We start from the raw sequence: 15,806 nt of genomic DNA, 5'->3' as shown, positions 1-15,806 counted from the left end.
CCAGAATTCGCCCGTCTCTGATCCAGATATCCCACTCTTTCATCATTCCCGGAAAAAAATATTGACAGTGACACGGCTCGTCGTTATCATGACATCCACTTTCAATTGGGGTCCTCATGAAACGAGCCAAGAAAAAAGCTTTCGCCGAATTCATGTCCCAGCGTGGACTCAAGTCGACCAAGCAGCGCGACATCATCCTCGACAGTTTCCTCTCCAGCGACAGGCATCTGAGTATCGAGGAGCTGTATCTGAAGCTCAGGTCCAAGCACCCTAACATCGGCTACGCCACCGTGTACCGCACCCTCAAGCTCTTCGCAGAGGCGGGTATCGCCCGCGAGATGCAGTTCGGCGACGGCCAGACCCGCTACGAGCACGTGAGCGAGGGGGAGCATCACGACCACCTGGTCTGTACCCGTTGCGGCCACATCGAAGAGTTCGAAAACGAAGCGATCGAGAAGCTGCAGGACGAAGTGGCCGAGACTCACGGCTTCCTTATCGAGCGGCACCGTCTCGAACTGTACGGCCTCTGCGCCACCTGCAGGAAGTAACGCCCGGGGAGGGAGCCTGGCACGACCGCCTGCTCCTCCCGGCCCGCCTGCGTAGCCAACCCATCGATCAAGAGCAGTAAAAAAATTTTCCCGCCATCATGAAAGTGATATCCATTGACATTTCATTGGCAAGCTAACGTTAAAGAGGGGTAGTAGAATCATGTCGATTTTTGGTAAGAAGGGTTCCTGTCATGAAACACCCACCGTCACCAGCACCGGCGCCAAGAAGGTGGCGCTGGTCGGGAATCCCAATGTCGGCAAGAGTGTGCTTTTCAACGCCCTCACCGGCGCTTACGTCACCGTCTCAAACTACCCGGGCACCTCGGTGGAGGTCTCCCGCGGCAACACCGTGATCGGCGGCGAGGAATTCGAGATCATCGACACCCCGGGGATGTACTCCATCCTCCCCATCACCGAGGAGGAGAGGGTGGCCCGGGAGATCCTCCTCACCGAGCGTCCGCACCTCGTGCTCCACGTCCTTGACGCGCGCAACCTGGAGCGCATGCTCCCCATGACGCTGCAGTTGATCGAGGCCGAGCTCCCCGTGATCCTCGTGGTGAACATCATGGACGAGGCGGCGCGCATGGGGCTTCAGATCGACATCCCGCTTCTGTCCGAGCGCCTCGGCATCCCGGTGATCGGCGCCGCGACCGCTAAGAAGGTCGGTGTCCCGGAGATCAAGGCCGCCATCGCAGGCTCCAGCGCGAGCGCCACCCCCCCCTTCAGCTTTTCGCGCCTCATGGAAGGGGACATCGCCGAGATCGCCGCGACCTTGAAGGGAGACTACATCCTCTCGAAGAAGGCGCTGTCGCTGCTTCTTCTGCAGGGAGACGACGAGGTCGCCGATCTCGTGCGCGCCACCGAGGGGGAGGGTTTCACCCTGGTGGAAGGCGCGGTGCGTGAGAAGCGCTTCGAGCGGCGCGAATCTTTTCATCTCGACCTCTCCATGGAGCGCAAGGGCATCGTCAAGCGGGTGCTCGACGGCGCCTTTAAGACTCCGGAAAAGAGGGTGGTAACCCTGGCCGAGCGCATCTCGCGCCTGACGGTGCGCCCCGCGACGGGGATACCACTCCTGTTCATCGTGCTCTACTTCGGCCTTTACCAGTTCGTCGGCGTTTTCGGCGCCGGCACCCTGGTCGACGTCCTGGAGGGAAAAGGGTTCGAGGAATACTTCAACCCTTGGATCACAGGGGTCGTCAAGGGGAGCGTGCCGTGGCCCGTGATCCAGGAGCTCTTTGTCGGCGAATACGGCATCATCACCCTGGGCTTTCGTTATGCCGTCGGCATCATCCTGCCCATCGTCGCCACCTTCTTCCTTTTCTTCTCTGTCCTCGAGGACAGCGGCTATTTCCCGCGCCTGGCCCTGCTGGTGGACCGGGTCTTCAAGACGATGGGGCTCACCGGCCGTGCCGTCATCCCGATGGTGCTCGGTTTTGGCTGCGACACCATGGCTACCATGGTAACGCGCACCCTTGAAACGGTACGCGAGCGGGTGATCGCCACCGTGCTTCTGGCGCTTGCCATCCCGTGCTCCGCGCAGTTAGGCGTGATCATGTCGTTGCTCTCCCAGACGCCGGGAGCGCTCCTGGTCTGGAGCCTCTGCCTCTTCGGCATCTTCTTGCTTGTCGGCCTTCTTGCCGCCAAGGTGCTTCCCGGCGAGACCCCGATGTTCTACATGGAGATCCCGCCGATGCGTCTGCCGCAGTTCTCTAACGTGCTCACCAAGACCTACACGAGGATGCAGTGGTACTTCATGGAGATCCTGCCGCTCTTCATCCTCGCCTCGGTGCTTTTGTGGCTCGGCAAGATCACCCATTTCTTCGAGAAGATGATCGAGGCGATGACTCCGGTCATGGCGTCCCTGGGGCTTCCCAAGGAATCGGCCGTCGCGTTCATCTTCGGCTTCTTCCGCCGTGACTACGGTGCAGCCGGTCTTTACGATCTGCAGAGCAAGGGGTTGATGAACCCGCGCCAGCTTACCGTCGCCGCCGTGACCCTGACCCTCTTCATACCGTGCGTCGCGCAGTTTCTGATCATGAAGAAGGAGCGCGGGTGGAACGTGGCCTTGAGCATAGGTCTCTTCGTCTCCACCTTCGCCTTCGGCTGCGGCTGGCTTTTGAACCGCTTCCTGCTGCTGACGAACATCCTTTAAAAACATTCAAGAAACTTTGTCACGCAAAGACGCAAAGACGCAAAGGCGCAAAGAAAGACACCCAGAGTCACAAACCCTGTAATCTTTCAACGCAAAGACGCGGAGCCGCAAAGACGCAAAGAAAAACAAGACTTGGGTTAAACCAAAATCGTTTAGTCTCAAGGTTTTATCCCGTCCATCCCCTTCATCCCTGTTAGATGTATTTTGTTTCGGGTTGGCTTTTAACGAAGAACATAAAACGTAGAACTTAGAACGTGTTCAGAGGTTATATGCGGTGCGGATTTTGCGGACATGAGTTCGAAGAAAGTGAAGGAAACGTCGGATGCAAGAATTGCCCGATGTCATCCGGTTGCAAGATGGTAAAATGTCCCCGCTGCAATTATGAGAACCCGCCGGAGCCGGCTCTCGTTAAGGGGCTTAAGAAAATTTTCGGAAAGAAACAATAGATCCAGCAGGCGCCGCAAGGCCCGTGGGCCGATGATGACCCTCGAGCGAGGGAGTAAAAGGAGATGTTATGAAACTTAGTGATAAAGCGGAAGAGATACTGGAGGCGCTCTGGATCGAGTCGGAGGAGAAGGGGACCGGTTACGCCGAGCTGGACCGGATGGAGATCGAGGCGTCCGACCCGGCCTACCAGGAGCTTTCCTCCCGTGCCCTCGTCGAGATCCGCGGCGGGCGCATCTACTTCCGTCCGGAGGGACGCGAGGAGGGGCGCATGACCATCAGGCGGCATCGGCTCGCCGAGCGGCTCATGATGGACGTCCTCAACATCCGTGGTGAAAGCGGCGACATGAAGGCGTGCCAGTTCGAACACCTTCTGAACGAGGGTGTGGACAGCAAGGTCTGCGCCATGCTGAACCACCCAGTCACCTGCCCTCACGGCAAGCCTATCCCCCCGGGTGAGTGCTGCGACGAGGCGCGCAAAAGCGGCGATCTCGGGGTTGTTCCGCTTACCGAGCTCAAGCCGGGCGACGAAGGTGACATCGCCTACATCCAGACCGAGGACAGCAAGAAGATGCAGAAACTCATGGCGATGGGGGTGCTTCCGGGCAACCGCATCTCGCTTTTGCAGGCCTTTCCCTCCTATATCTTTAGGGTCGGCTTCTCCGAGTTCGCCATAGACTCCGCCATGGCCCGTGAGATCTTCGTCAGGAGATAGGCTGTACCGTCCTTGCCGACACGGCCGCAAAGCAGCCCGCAACACCGAAGGCGCCCCTCACCGGGCGCCTTTTTTGTTTTTCCCCGCGCGGCTTTGCCCTCCGTCCCATTAGCACCACGCACTTTTCCCCCCCATGAGAAAAAGACTTCAAGATCTTCAAAACCGTGACGATAAAGTATCAAGACCGGGCACTAGGCGTGCTGAAGGTGCGCGGGCACCGGGCTAGAACCGATTCAAACAGGGATGAAGGGAATAAAGGCATAAAACCTTTCTCACGCAAAGGCGCCAAGACGCAAAGAAAGACAGCCAGAGGCACAAACCCTGTAACTGTAATCTTTCAACGCAAAGACGCGGAGCCGCAAAGGCGCAAAGAAGGACAAGCCTTCTGGGTTAAGCCAAAAAACGCTTTGTTTTGAGGTTTTATCCCCTTCATCCCTGTTAAACGGTTTGGCATTTGAATTGTGAGACTTTCTTTGCGACTTTGCGGCTTGAGTGAGCGCAGCAAACGGGGCGTGAGAAGGTTAAACGCTTAAAAGGAACGATATGATATCTGCCGGCAAAGACATAAACGAGCAACAGGCCGAGTTGAAGAGGCTCGCCGAAGCGTGGTCTGCGGCCCTAGACAAAGCCGTGTCGGAATTAGCCGTCATTTCCGGGACGACGGAGGACGAATTCCTCGCCATCGGCGGCAGGCTGCAGGACTTCTACCAACGCGGCGTCGGTATATCTGAGCTCGCCTCTTCGATGGTAGGAGAGGTGGCGGGTGAACACGTCACCGCTGCCATGGGTGGCCTGGACGACATGCTCGACCAAATGGGGCGCTACGTGGACCGGGCCCAGGGTGAGATAGAGGAGAGCGCACAGACGCTGCGCGAGATCCTGAGCCTCCTCTCCCAGGTAAGCGACCCGCTCTCCGGGTTCAAGAAGGTGAACAAGGTGCTGCGCATGCTAGGCATCTCGACCAAGATCGAGAGCGCGCGGCTTGGGCAGAGCGCCGCCGGTTTTGACACCCTGGCAAGCGACGTCGGCGAACTATCGGTCCAGGTGAACGACAAGGCCGCCTTCATCATCAAGAGAAAGGACGACCTCGCCCGGGCCATCGCGCAGACCCTCACCGGTGTACTCGAAGCGGGTGCGAAGCAGCACGACAAGGTCCTCGATGTGCTGGGACGGACCAGGACGGGGGTGCAGGCCCTGACCGAAATCAACTCCCGCTGTTCCAGCTCCGCCGCGACCATCTCCGCGGTATCCGACGAGGTTTCCCGCTCCATCGGCGATGTCGTCATGTCGATGCAGGCACACGATATCGTGCGCCAGCAGATCGAGCACGTGGAGGAGTCCCTTGCTGAACTGAAGCAGGGGCTCTCGGACGGTTCGGCGGGCGCGGATGCCGCCGCCATCATCTGCGAGCTGCAGGTGGCCCAACTGAGACACGCCTCGGAGGAACTGGACGCCGCGGTGCGCACCATCATCGAAAGTCTTCGGGAGGTGGCGCGCAAACAGTCCGGGCTTTCCACCCAGACAAGCGGTCTTGCCGGGATCGCGGACCAGGCCGGAGGCGGCTTCTTCACCGACATGGAGCGGGACATCTCGGTGGCGAGCGACGCTCTCATGGAAAGCTCGCGGGTGAACCAGGGGCTCTGCGCCGCCATGGCGACCGTGGCAGAGACGGTGGGGGAGATCGCGACCTTTGTCGGCGACATCGAAAGGATCGGCGAGGAGATCAAGCTGATCGCCCTCAACGCCCAGATAAAATCGGCCTATACCGGCGACGAGGGGGCCGCGCTCGGCGTCCTTGCCGAAGCGATCCAGCGTCTGTCCATAGACGCCATTACCCACACCGGCGCGGTTTCCGACACGCTGCAGGGGATCATCTCGGTGACCGACCGGTTGAGCGCAGGGGTGAACGCCGAGGCCTCCAACCTCGAGAGCGAGGTGCAGTTGATGGTGGACAAGCTCTCGGCCCTGGTCCAGTCCCTCAGGCGGGTCAACGATACCCTGAAGCATTCGCTCGGCAGCATGGACGACGGCGTCTCGCACCTTTCCACCGAGATCGAGCAGGCGATCGCCGGGATCACGGTGCATCAGAAGGTGGCCAGGGTTCTGGAAGTCTCCATCAGAGGGCTCTCCGCCATCGCGGCCGACGCACGCATCATCGCGCCTGCCGGCTCGACCGGGAACCTGGACCAGCTGGCCCAGCGCTACACCATGCAGAGCGAACGCAGGATTCATGAATCGATGAGCGGCTCGACTTCCGAAAGACGGCCGCCTACCCAGTCGGCCTCCTCGCCCGCTCCGGCGGCGGATGATGACCTGGGCGGGAACGTGGAGCTTTTCTAAAACAGCGAGGAAGAAATGGAAGAGTTGATGTTGGAGTGCAGGCAAGACCCCGCGCATCCCGGAACCCGGGTCCTGAAGGTCGCAGGAGAGGTCTCCATAGGCGTAGCCGGAGACTTCAAGGGGGCGCTCATCGAGGCGCTCTCGGGTGGAAGCGAGGTGCAGGTGGACGTCTCCGCACTCACCGGAATAGATCTGACCGGCCTGCAGCTTCTTTGTGCGGCTCACCACAGCGCGGGAACGGCTGGCAAGGAATTCCACATCGTGGACGGCGGCAACCCGACCTTCCGCGACATGGCGACCTCGGCAGGATTCCGCAGGCATACAGGTTGCGCCTATGATCGTGCGTGCAGCTGTATCTGGGTAGGAGGAGATAACTAATGGCAAAAGTAATCATGACCGCGGACGATTCCGCGAGCGTCAGGCAGATGGTGACCTTCACCCTGAAGCAGGGGGGGTATGAGGTGGTCGAGGCGGTCGACGGCAAGGACGCGCTGCAAAAGCTCGCAAGCACCAAGGTCGACATGCTGATCACCGACCTCAACATGCCCAACCTGGACGGCATCGGGCTGATCAAGGGGGCGAGGGCCCTGGCAAGCTGTAAGTTCATCCCGATCGTCATGCTCACCACCGAGTCTCAGGATTCGAAGAAGCAGGAAGGTAAGGCGGCGGGTGCTACCGGCTGGATCGTCAAGCCGTTCAAGCCCGAACAGCTCATGGCGGTAGTTAAAAAGGTGTTGGGATGATCGACCAACACCGGCAGGCATTCAAGGAGGAGGCGTACGAGCTCCTGGCGGAGCTGGAAAGTTCTCTTCTCGAGCTCGAGGAGCGACCCGACGACCAGGACCTGATCGGCAGGGTGTTCCGCGCCATGCACACCATCAAGGGGTCCGGCTCGATGTTCGGCTTCGACGACATCGCGAGCTTCACCCACGAGGTGGAGACCATCTTCGACATGGTGCGTAACGGAAAGCTCCAGGTCACCGGACGTCTGGTGAACCTCACCCTTGCCGCCCGCGACCAGATCCGGGCCATGCTGGATGCCGCGGACAGCGGTGAGGCGACCGATCTGCAGGCAAGCGCCGGGATCATCGTGGGGCTGCGCGAGCTCGCCGGGTTCCAGGGGCAGGTTGCCGCCGAGGCACATAAGGAGGAGGTGCACGAGGCGCAAAAGGACCCGGTGACCTACCGGATCCGCTTCGCCCCGGCGCGCGAGATCTTCGTCTCCGGCACCAACCCGCTCACCCTGATCGCGGAGTTAAAGGAATTGGGCGCCTGCACCGTTGTGGCGCAGACGGCGGGCTTTCCCTGCCTGGAGGAGATGAACCCGGAATCCTGCTACGTCTACTGGGACGTCATCCTCACCACGGACCAGGGGGAAAACGCCATCCGCGACGTCTTCATCTTCGTCGAGGACGACTGTGAGCTGAAGATCGAGCCGATCGCCGAACACAACCGCTACGAGGAACAACAGGATTACAAGAGGCTGGGCGAGATCCTCGTCGAGCGCGGCGACATCACCAGCGACGCCATGAGGGCCGTCCTATCCCAGCAAAAGCGCTTCGGCGAGCTGGCCATCTCGCAAGGGATTCTGCACGAAGGGAAGGTTCAGGCGGCCCTGGCGGAGCAGCAGCACATAAAAGAAGTCCGCCAGGAGAAGCAGGTCGCCGAGGCCTCCTCGAGCATCCGCGTCCCCGCGGAGCGGCTGGATCTGCTGGTCAACCTGGTGGGCGAGATGGTGACGGTGCAGGCGCGCCTGTCGCAGACCGCGGCCCAGCGCGACGACGCCGAGCTGATGGCGATCGCGGAAGAGGTGGAGCGGCTGACGGCGGAACTGAGGGACAGCGCCCTCAACATCCGGATGCTCCCCATCGGCAGCACTTTCAGCAAGTTCAAGCGCCTCGTGCGCGACCTCTCCGCCGAGCTCGGCAAGCAGATCGAGATGACCACGGAAGGGGCCGAGACCGAGCTCGACAAGACGGTCATCGAGAAGCTGAACGACCCGCTCGTGCACCTGATCAGAAACAGCATCGACCACGGCATCGAGCGTCCCGAGGCACGTGTCGCGGCGGGCAAGCCCGAACGCGGCACGGTGCACCTTTCCGCCGTTCATTCCGGCGACAGCGTTCTCATCACCATCGCCGACGACGGCGCCGGGCTCGACAAGGAGGCCATCCGGGCCAAGGGGATCGAGCGCGGCATCATCACTGCCGGGGCCGAGCTTTCCGACAAGGAACTTTTCAACCTCATCTTCGCCCCCGGCTTCTCCACCGCCAAGACGGTCTCCTCGGTCTCCGGGCGCGGCGTCGGCATGGACGTTGTGAAACGGGCCATCGAGGCCCTGCGCGGCTCCATCGACATCACCAGCGTGCGCGGCGAGGGGACCCGCATCATGGTGAAGATCCCCCTTACCCTGGCGATCATCGAGAGCCTCTTGGTAAAGATCGGCAACGACTCCTTCATGATGCCCCTTGCCCTCGTCGACGAGTGCGTCGAGCTCACCCGGGAGGATGTGGCCGCGGCCCACGGCAGGAACCTGGCCCACGTACGCGACCAACTCGTCCCCTACATCCCGCTCAGGGAGCATTTCGCGATTCCCGGCGCCCCCCCGGAGATCGAGCAGATCGTCATCACCCAGGTGAACGGGGTACGGGTCGGTTTCGTGGTGGATCACGTGATCGGGGAACACCAGACCGTTATCAAATCGCTCGGGCGGGCCTACAAGGACACCGAGGGGATCTCGGGCGCCACCATCCTGGGCGATGGCACCGTGGCGCTCATTCTCGACATCCCACAGCTCGTGCAGGCGGCAGAGGCGGCGCAGGCGTAAAAGCGGGCAGGAGGTAGCGGTAAAAATGTACGCAGCGGAGGCCCTCAAGATGGAGGAACCAGGTCGAATTGAGCCGAGTGCGTCGCTTTCTGCGCGTGACTTCGGCAGGCTGAGCCGGTTTATCTACGACACCTGCGGCATCAAGATGCCCGACGTGAAGAAGACGATGCTGGAAGCGCGCCTGCAGAAGAGACTTAGAAGTCTCGGCATGCACAGCTTCACCGATTACTGCGATTTTCTCTTCTCTCAAGAGGGGCTCGACAGGGAGCTGGTTCCCATGCTGGACATGGTGACCACGAACAAGACCGATTTTTTCCGCGAGCCCGACCATTTCCATTACCTGACCCAGGCCGTGCTTCCCGAATGGGTGAAGCGTCATCCGATCGGGACCCTCGCCATCTGGAGCGCCGGCTGCTCGTCCGGCGAGGAGCCGTACACCCTCGCCATGGTGCTCTCGGAGTTCGCGGCGAGAAACCCCGGCTTCGATTTCAAGATCCTCGCCACCGACATCTCGACCCGGGTGCTCGACAAGGCGAAGACCGCCATCTACAACGAGTCCCAGGTCGAGCCCGTGGCGATCGAGCTCAAGAAGAAGTACCTCTTGCGCAGCAAGGACCGTGCAAGCGGCATGGTGCGCATCGTGCCGGAGCTGCGCGCCAAGGTGAACTTCCGCCGCCTGAACTTCATGGATGACGATTTCGGCATGCGCGAGCCGCTCGACATCATCTTCTGCCGCAACGTGATCATCTACTTCGACCGGCCGACGCAGGAGAGGCTGTTGCAGCGTTTTCACCGCAACATGAAGCCCGGCAGCTACATCTTCATGGGGCATTCCGAGACGTTGAGCGGCCTGGACGTACCGCTGGTCAGCGTGTACCCGACGGTGTACCGGAAGCCGCGATGAGCACGGAGGGGGCAGGGGTTCTCTTCCTGAAACCGGGACAGATAGTGGTAAGCTCACATCCGTTGCTGGTGACCACCCTGCTGGGCTCCTGCGTTGCTGTTACCATGTTCTGCCAAAGGTTGAAAACCGGGGGGATCTGCCACGCCCAGCTCCCTACCTGCCGCGAAAGGGAAGCGGAAGGGGTGACCCATCCCGGCAGGTTCATGGACAGCGCCCTGCGCGAGATGCTGGCGCGGTTGCTGGAGCGGGGGGCGCTTGCCGGGGAACTCGAGGTGAAGGTTTTCGGCGGCTCCGACATGTTCCAGGGGCGCGGCCGGGGGCGGGCCGTCGGGAGGCAGAACGCCGAGATGGCGCTCGCGGTGCTCGCACGGGAGTCGATCAAGGTGTTGAACCAGGACCTATTCGGCGAACGGGGGAGGAAGATCATCTTCCACACCCATACCGGCGCCGTCTTTCTCAAAAGGCTGAACCGATCGGGGGTATGCTAGATGCCCAAGAAGATAAAAGTGCTCATCGTTGACGACTCGGCCGTAGTGCGCCAGACGCTTGCCGACATCCTTTCCTCGGACCCGCAGATCGAGGTGATGTCTACGGCGGGCGATCCGTTCATCGCTGCGGACCGGATCAGGCAGGAGGTCCCCGACGTCATCACCCTCGACGTCGAGATGCCGCGCATGGACGGCATCACCTTCCTGCACAAGATCATGAGCCAGCATCCCATCCCGGTGGTGATGTGCTCGAGTCTCACCGAGAAGGGGTCGGAGACCGCGCTGAAGGCGCTCGAGTACGGCGCGGTGGAGATCATCCAGAAACCGCGTCTAGGGACCAAGGCGTTTCTCGAGGAGTCGCGGGTGAGGATCTGCGACGTCGTCAAGGCCGCGAGCCAGGCGAGGCTCAGGCGTGTCCCGGTGGTAACTCATCAGGTGGCCCCGAAACTGACCGCCGACGTCATCATGGAGAAGCCGAAAAGCCAGGCGATGATGCAGACCACCGAAAAGGTGGTGGTGGTCGGCGCGTCCACCGGTGGAACCGAGGCGCTGCGCGTCTTTCTTGAGTCGCTTCCCGCGGACTGCCCCGGTATCGTGATCGTGCAGCACATGCCTGAGGGGTTCACACGCGCCTTTTCCCAGCGGCTGGACGGGTTGTGCCGGATCACGGTGAAGGAAGCCGAGAACAACGACACCGTGGTGCGTGGCCGGGCGCTGATCGCCCCGGGGAACCATCATCTGCTTTTGAAGCGCAGTGGTGCGCGCTATTTTGTCGAGATAAAGGATGGCCCGCTCGTCTCGAGGCACCGTCCGTCGGTGGACGTGCTGTTTCGTTCCGCCGCGCGTTATGCCGGCAAGAACGCGGTAGGGATCATCATGACCGGCATGGGAGATGACGGGGCGCACGGCATGCTGGAGATGAAGCAGGCGGGTGCCCTGAACATCGCGCAGGACGAGGCGAGCTGCATCGTCTTCGGGATGCCCAACGAGGCGATCAAGCAGGGCGGCGTCGACTACATCCGCCCGCTGGACTCCATCAGCCGGGAGATGCTGAGGCTGTGTCAGTAAGGCCGTTCTAAGTTCTAGGTTCTAAGTTCTACGTTGCAACCTTAGAACCGTAGAGCCGAGAGCCGCTTCACCTGCTTCACCCGAGGCAGGATGTTTTTCAGTCCTTAACCTAGAACGTAGAACATAGAACGTAGAACCGGTTTTTCGGGGTGTTGACATGGTTGATGAAAAGTTCTTTCTCGGGCGCCAGCCGATACTGGACCGGACGCAGCAGATCGTGGGATTCGAACTGCTCTTCCGCTCTCCGGAGAGCCTCTACGCGGCCAACGTCTCCGACCTGCAGATGGCGAGCGCCAGCGTCATCGTGAACTCCCTCTCCGAGTTCGGCTTCCAGGATGTGCTCGGACGCCACAAGGGCTTTTTCAACGTCACCCGCGAAGTGCTTATGAGTGACGCGCTGGAACTTCTCCCGAAGGACCGCGTGGTCATTGAACTACTGGAGACCATCGTCGCGGACACGGAAGTTTTCGAACGCTGCCGCACCCTCAAATCACTCGGTTTCACCCTCGCACTCGACGACCACGTCTACTCGGAGAGCTTTCACGACATCTACCGCCTCATAGACATCGTGAAGGTGGACGTACTGGAGACCCCTCATTCCTCGCTCGCGGAGATGGTCGGCAAGTTCCGGAACTGGCCGCTCACCCTGCTCGCCGAGAAGGTGGAGAACGCAGACCACTACAAGTTCTGCTCACAGCTCGGCTTCGACCTGTTCCAGGGATACTACTTCGCGCGCCCGGTGGTCTTGAGACAGAACAAGATCGACATCGGCAAGATCACCATGATGCAGCTCATGAAGCAGGTGATGGCAGACGCCGAGTGGTCAGAGATCGAGGAGACCTTCAAGCAGAACCCGGGGCTCACCTACAACCTTTTGCGCCTGGTCAACTCGGTCGCCATGGGGCTACGCGTGCGCATCAAGACGCTGCGCCACGCCCTGACCGTCCTCGGCCTCGAACAGCTGAAGCGCTGGATCACCCTCGCCCTTTACGCGAACAACGACAGTAACGGCGTGCAGAGCCCGCTGCTCGAGATGGCGGCGACCCGCGGCAAGCTCATGGAACTCCTCATGCTGGCCTCGCACGGCCGCGCCGCAAGCGAACTTGCCGACCAGGCCTTCATGGTCGGGATTCTCTCACTCATAGACGTACTCTTCGAAGATTCCATGGCGGAGCTCATCGGAAAGCTCAACCTGGTGGACAGTGTGAAGAGTGCGCTGCTGCATAAAGACGGCGATCTGGGCGCGCTGCTTGTACTTGCCGAGCTTCTGGAACAGGCCGATTTCCCGGCGGTCAACGAGCAGCTCGAGATCTGCGAGCTCTCCCTTGATCAGCTTCTTACCGCACAGTTGGAGACCTTTTCGTGGGCCGATAAGCTTAGTACTTCCCTCTGATTCACTCCTTGACACGAACCTTTCTTTTGATGTAACTTGTTTCGTCCCGCCAGACAAAGGGACGGAGCCGGCAGTTCAGGCTGCGCTCCACCGGCTACAAGCAGCAAGCCAGCCAGTACAAATCACCACTAAACAACCGCAACCAGGACTTGAGGCTCGGCCACGCCGGTTCGGTCCGTATTGAGACGCCAAATGAAAATAACCGCGGTAATTCCCGCCAGGTATGCTTCTACGCGTTTTGAGGGTAAGGCATTGGCGGACATCATGGGGCGGCCCATGGTGCAGCATGTATATGAGCGCGCCTCCAAGGCGAAGCTCGTTTCCGAGGTGATCGTCGCGACCGACGACGAGCGTATCGCCTCCGCGGTGCGGAACTTCGGCGGCAGGGTGGAGATGACCTCGGTTGAGCACGAGACCGGGACGGACCGTCTGGCCGAGGTGGCGGGAAGGCTTGATGCCGACATCATCGTGAACGTGCAGGGGGACGAACCCCTCATCGATCCCGCGATGATCGACCAGGCCATCGAGCCGATGCTCGAGGATGCCACCATCCCGATGGCGACCCTCAAATGCCGGATCAGGACCCTGCACGACTTTCTTTCCCCGAACGTGGTGAAGGTGGTTTCCGATCCTAAGGGAAACGTGCTCTACTTCTCGCGTTCGCCGCTTCCTTTCTTCCGGGACAAGTGGAACGATCTCAAGGACGACGCCTTCTGCTGCGGCAAGCTTCTGTGCTACAAACACGTAGGTCTCTACGTCTATCGCAGGGAGTTTCTCCCGGTGTTCGCGGCACTTCCGCCGAGCTATCTGGAGATGGCCGAGAAGCTCGAGCAGTTGCGCGTATTGGAAAACGGTTATCGCATCAAGGTCGTCGAGACCGAGTTCGAGTCGATAGGTGTGGACACCCCCGCCGATCTCGAGAAGGTGCTTGCCAAGCTTAAAGGCTAACGGAAGCAGCAAAGTTCCACTTTCCACGAAGCGTTGCACAAGTCCTCGCGTTCCCCACTTTGTGAAGGGGGGACAGGGGGGATTTGCTTGTCAACGCCGAACGTTTTGTATCAAGTTCACGCTTCAGGTTCCGTCACGCAGCTACCGCTTTTTAACCGGTATCGCGCTGAACGTTGAACGCTGAACGTTGAACGGTTTCCATTCGGAGGTTTTTTCAGTGAAGACAAAATTTATCTTTGTAACCGGCGGCGTTGTCTCCTCCATAGGTAAGGGACTCGCCGCCGCTTCTTTGGGCGCTCTGCTCGAGGCGAGGGGCCTTCGGGTCACCATCCAGAAGCTCGATCCGTACATCAACGTCGACCCCGGTACCATGTCGCCGTTCCAGCACGGCGAGGTCTTCGTGACCGACGACGGCGCCGAGACCGACCTCGACCTCGGTCACTACGAGCGCTACACCTCCAGCAAGCTCTCCAAAAAGAGCAACTTCACCACGGGTCAGGTCTACTTCTCGGTCATCGAGAAGGAGCGCCGCGGCGACTACCTGGGGGGCACCGTCCAGGTCATCCCGCACATCACCGACCAGATCAAGGCCAACATCCTCGAGAACGCGAAGGGCAGCGACATCGCCATCGTCGAGATCGGCGGCACCGTGGGCGACATCGAATCGCTTCCCTTCCTCGAAGCGATCCGCCAGCTGAAAAGCGACCGCGGCCCCGGCAACGTCCTTTACCTTCACGTGACCCTGGTCCCCTACATCAGGACCGCCGGCGAGCTGAAGACCAAACCGACCCAGCACTCGGTCAAGGAGCTGCGCGAGATCGGCATCCAGCCGGACATCCTCTTGTGCCGCTGCGAGCAGGAACTTCCCCAGGACATGAAGGCGAAGATCGCTCTCTTCTGCAACGTCGAGGAAAAGGCGGTCATCACCTCCCGTGACGCAGAGCACATCTACGCCGTGCCGCTCGCGCTGAACCTCGAGGGGCTGGACGACCAGGTCGTCGAGAAGCTCAACATCTGGACCAAGGCGCCGGACCTGTCGCACTGGCAGCAGGTGGTTTCCAAACTCACCAACCCCGCCTGCGGCGAGGTCAGCATCGCCGTGGTCGGCAAGTACGTCGATCTGAAGGAATCCTACAAGTCGCTCTCCGAGGCGCTCACCCACGGCGGCATCGCCAACGACTGCCGCGTCAACCTGGTCTACCTCGACTCCGAGAAGATCGAGGAAGAGGGGGCGGACAAGTTCCTCTCCGGCGTGGACGGCATCCTCGTTCCGGGCGGCTTCGGCGAGCGCGGCACCGAAGGGAAGATCAAGGCGATCGAATACGCCCGCGTCCACAAGGTTCCCTTCTTCGGCATCTGCCTCGGCATGCAGATGGCCGCCGTCGAGTTCGGGCGCAACGTCTGCGGGCTTCCCGAAGCGTTCTCCAGCGAGTTCAAGCCGGCATGCAAGAGCCCGGTGATCCACCTCATGGAAGAGCAGAAGGGGGTCGACAAGAAGGGGGGCACCATGCGCCTTGGCGCGTATCCCTGCTCTCTCGTCAAGGGGACCTTCGCGCAGAAGGCCTACGGCGCCACCGAGATCTCCGAGCGGCACCGTCATCGCTACGAGTTCAACAACACCTTCCGGGCCGCCCTTGAGGAGAAAGGTATGATCATCTCCGGCGTCTACAAGGAAGGGAACTTGGTGGAGATCATCGAGCTGCCCGACCATCCGTGGTTCCTGGGGTGCCAGTTCCACCCGGAATTCAAGTCCAAGCCGCTCAACCCGCACCCGCTCTTCAAGGCCTTCATCGGCGCCACCAGGGCACGCAAAGGGTAAACCGGAAACTAAAACAAAACCGATTCAAACAGGGATGAAGGGGATACGCAAAGACGCTTTTCGTCTTTAGGTCTTATCCTGTTCACCCCCTTCATCCCTGTTAAATGGTTTTGCCTATAACTTTCTTCGCGACTTTGCCTCTTTGCGTGACAAAGCTTTT

The 15,806-nt window shown here is 60.5% G+C and carries 13 protein-coding genes; all 13 read left to right on the top strand.

Translation table 11 applies throughout. The annotated features are described in order from the left end of the window. Positions 1-116 precede the first annotated feature (116 nt). On the top strand, positions 117-548 hold the full coding sequence (locus tag E4633_RS16595; protein WP_135871821.1) for a Fur family transcriptional regulator: 432 nt from the start codon (positions 117-119) through the stop codon (positions 546-548). 160 nt (positions 549-708) lie between these two features. Beyond that, positions 709-2,700 (top strand): ferrous iron transport protein B, encoded by a 1,992-nt coding sequence (gene feoB, locus E4633_RS16590; RefSeq protein WP_135871819.1) that lies wholly within the window; start codon positions 709-711, stop codon positions 2,698-2,700. 514 nt (positions 2,701-3,214) lie between these two features. After that, entirely contained in the window at positions 3,215-3,859 is a 645-nt protein-coding gene (locus E4633_RS16585; RefSeq protein WP_135871817.1) for a metal-dependent transcriptional regulator, read from the top strand. Between the two features lie 543 nt (positions 3,860-4,402). Further along, a complete protein-coding gene (locus tag E4633_RS16580; RefSeq protein WP_135871815.1) occupies positions 4,403-6,199 on the top strand; it encodes a methyl-accepting chemotaxis protein in 1,797 nt (598 codons plus the stop codon). 15 nt (positions 6,200-6,214) lie between these two features. Continuing rightward, positions 6,215-6,577 (top strand): STAS domain-containing protein, encoded by a 363-nt coding sequence (locus tag E4633_RS16575; RefSeq protein WP_135871813.1) that lies wholly within the window; start codon positions 6,215-6,217, stop codon positions 6,575-6,577. Beyond that, the gene (locus E4633_RS16570) at positions 6,577-6,942 is read left to right on the top strand and encodes a response regulator (RefSeq protein WP_135871811.1); all 366 of its coding nucleotides are present in this window, start codon (positions 6,577-6,579) and stop codon (positions 6,940-6,942) included. The genes E4633_RS16575 and E4633_RS16570 overlap by 1 nt, the downstream gene beginning before the upstream one ends. After that, on the top strand, positions 6,939-9,026 hold the full coding sequence (locus E4633_RS16565) for a chemotaxis protein CheA (RefSeq protein WP_135871810.1): 2,088 nt from the start codon (positions 6,939-6,941) through the stop codon (positions 9,024-9,026). Before E4633_RS16570 ends, E4633_RS16565 begins: the two co-directional genes overlap by 4 nt. A 25-nt stretch (positions 9,027-9,051) precedes the next feature. Next, complete coding sequence (locus tag E4633_RS16560) at positions 9,052-9,930, top strand: CheR family methyltransferase (RefSeq protein WP_135871808.1); 879 nt, start codon at positions 9,052-9,054, stop codon at positions 9,928-9,930. Next, positions 9,927-10,418 (top strand): chemotaxis protein CheD, encoded by a 492-nt coding sequence (locus tag E4633_RS16555; RefSeq protein ID WP_135871806.1) that lies wholly within the window; start codon positions 9,927-9,929, stop codon positions 10,416-10,418. The genes E4633_RS16560 and E4633_RS16555 overlap by 4 nt, the downstream gene beginning before the upstream one ends. After that, positions 10,419-11,486, top strand: coding sequence for a protein-glutamate methylesterase/protein-glutamine glutaminase (locus tag E4633_RS16550; protein ID WP_135871805.1), 1,068 nt, complete (start codon positions 10,419-10,421; stop codon positions 11,484-11,486). It begins immediately after the preceding gene. Between the two features lie 157 nt (positions 11,487-11,643). Further along, positions 11,644-12,879, top strand: coding sequence for an EAL and HDOD domain-containing protein (locus E4633_RS16545; RefSeq protein WP_135871803.1), 1,236 nt, complete (start codon positions 11,644-11,646; stop codon positions 12,877-12,879). 192 nt (positions 12,880-13,071) lie between these two features. Beyond that, positions 13,072-13,827, top strand: a complete 756-nt coding sequence (gene kdsB / locus E4633_RS16540; RefSeq protein ID WP_135871801.1) for a 3-deoxy-manno-octulosonate cytidylyltransferase — start codon at positions 13,072-13,074, stop codon at positions 13,825-13,827. Positions 13,828-14,044: 217 nt separating this feature from the next. Continuing rightward, positions 14,045-15,646: a CTP synthase gene (locus E4633_RS16535; protein ID WP_135871799.1), complete on the top strand. Its 1,602-nt coding sequence runs from the start codon at positions 14,045-14,047 to the stop codon at positions 15,644-15,646. The last annotated feature ends 160 nt before the right edge of the window (positions 15,647-15,806 follow it).

Source organism: Geomonas terrae (assembly GCF_004791675.1).
In the GTDB taxonomy this organism is placed as follows: Bacteria; Desulfobacterota; Desulfuromonadia; order Geobacterales; family Geobacteraceae; genus Geomonas; species Geomonas edaphica.
Note: the sequence above shows the minus strand (reverse complement) of the source record. Positions and strands in the feature narration are given on the sequence as shown.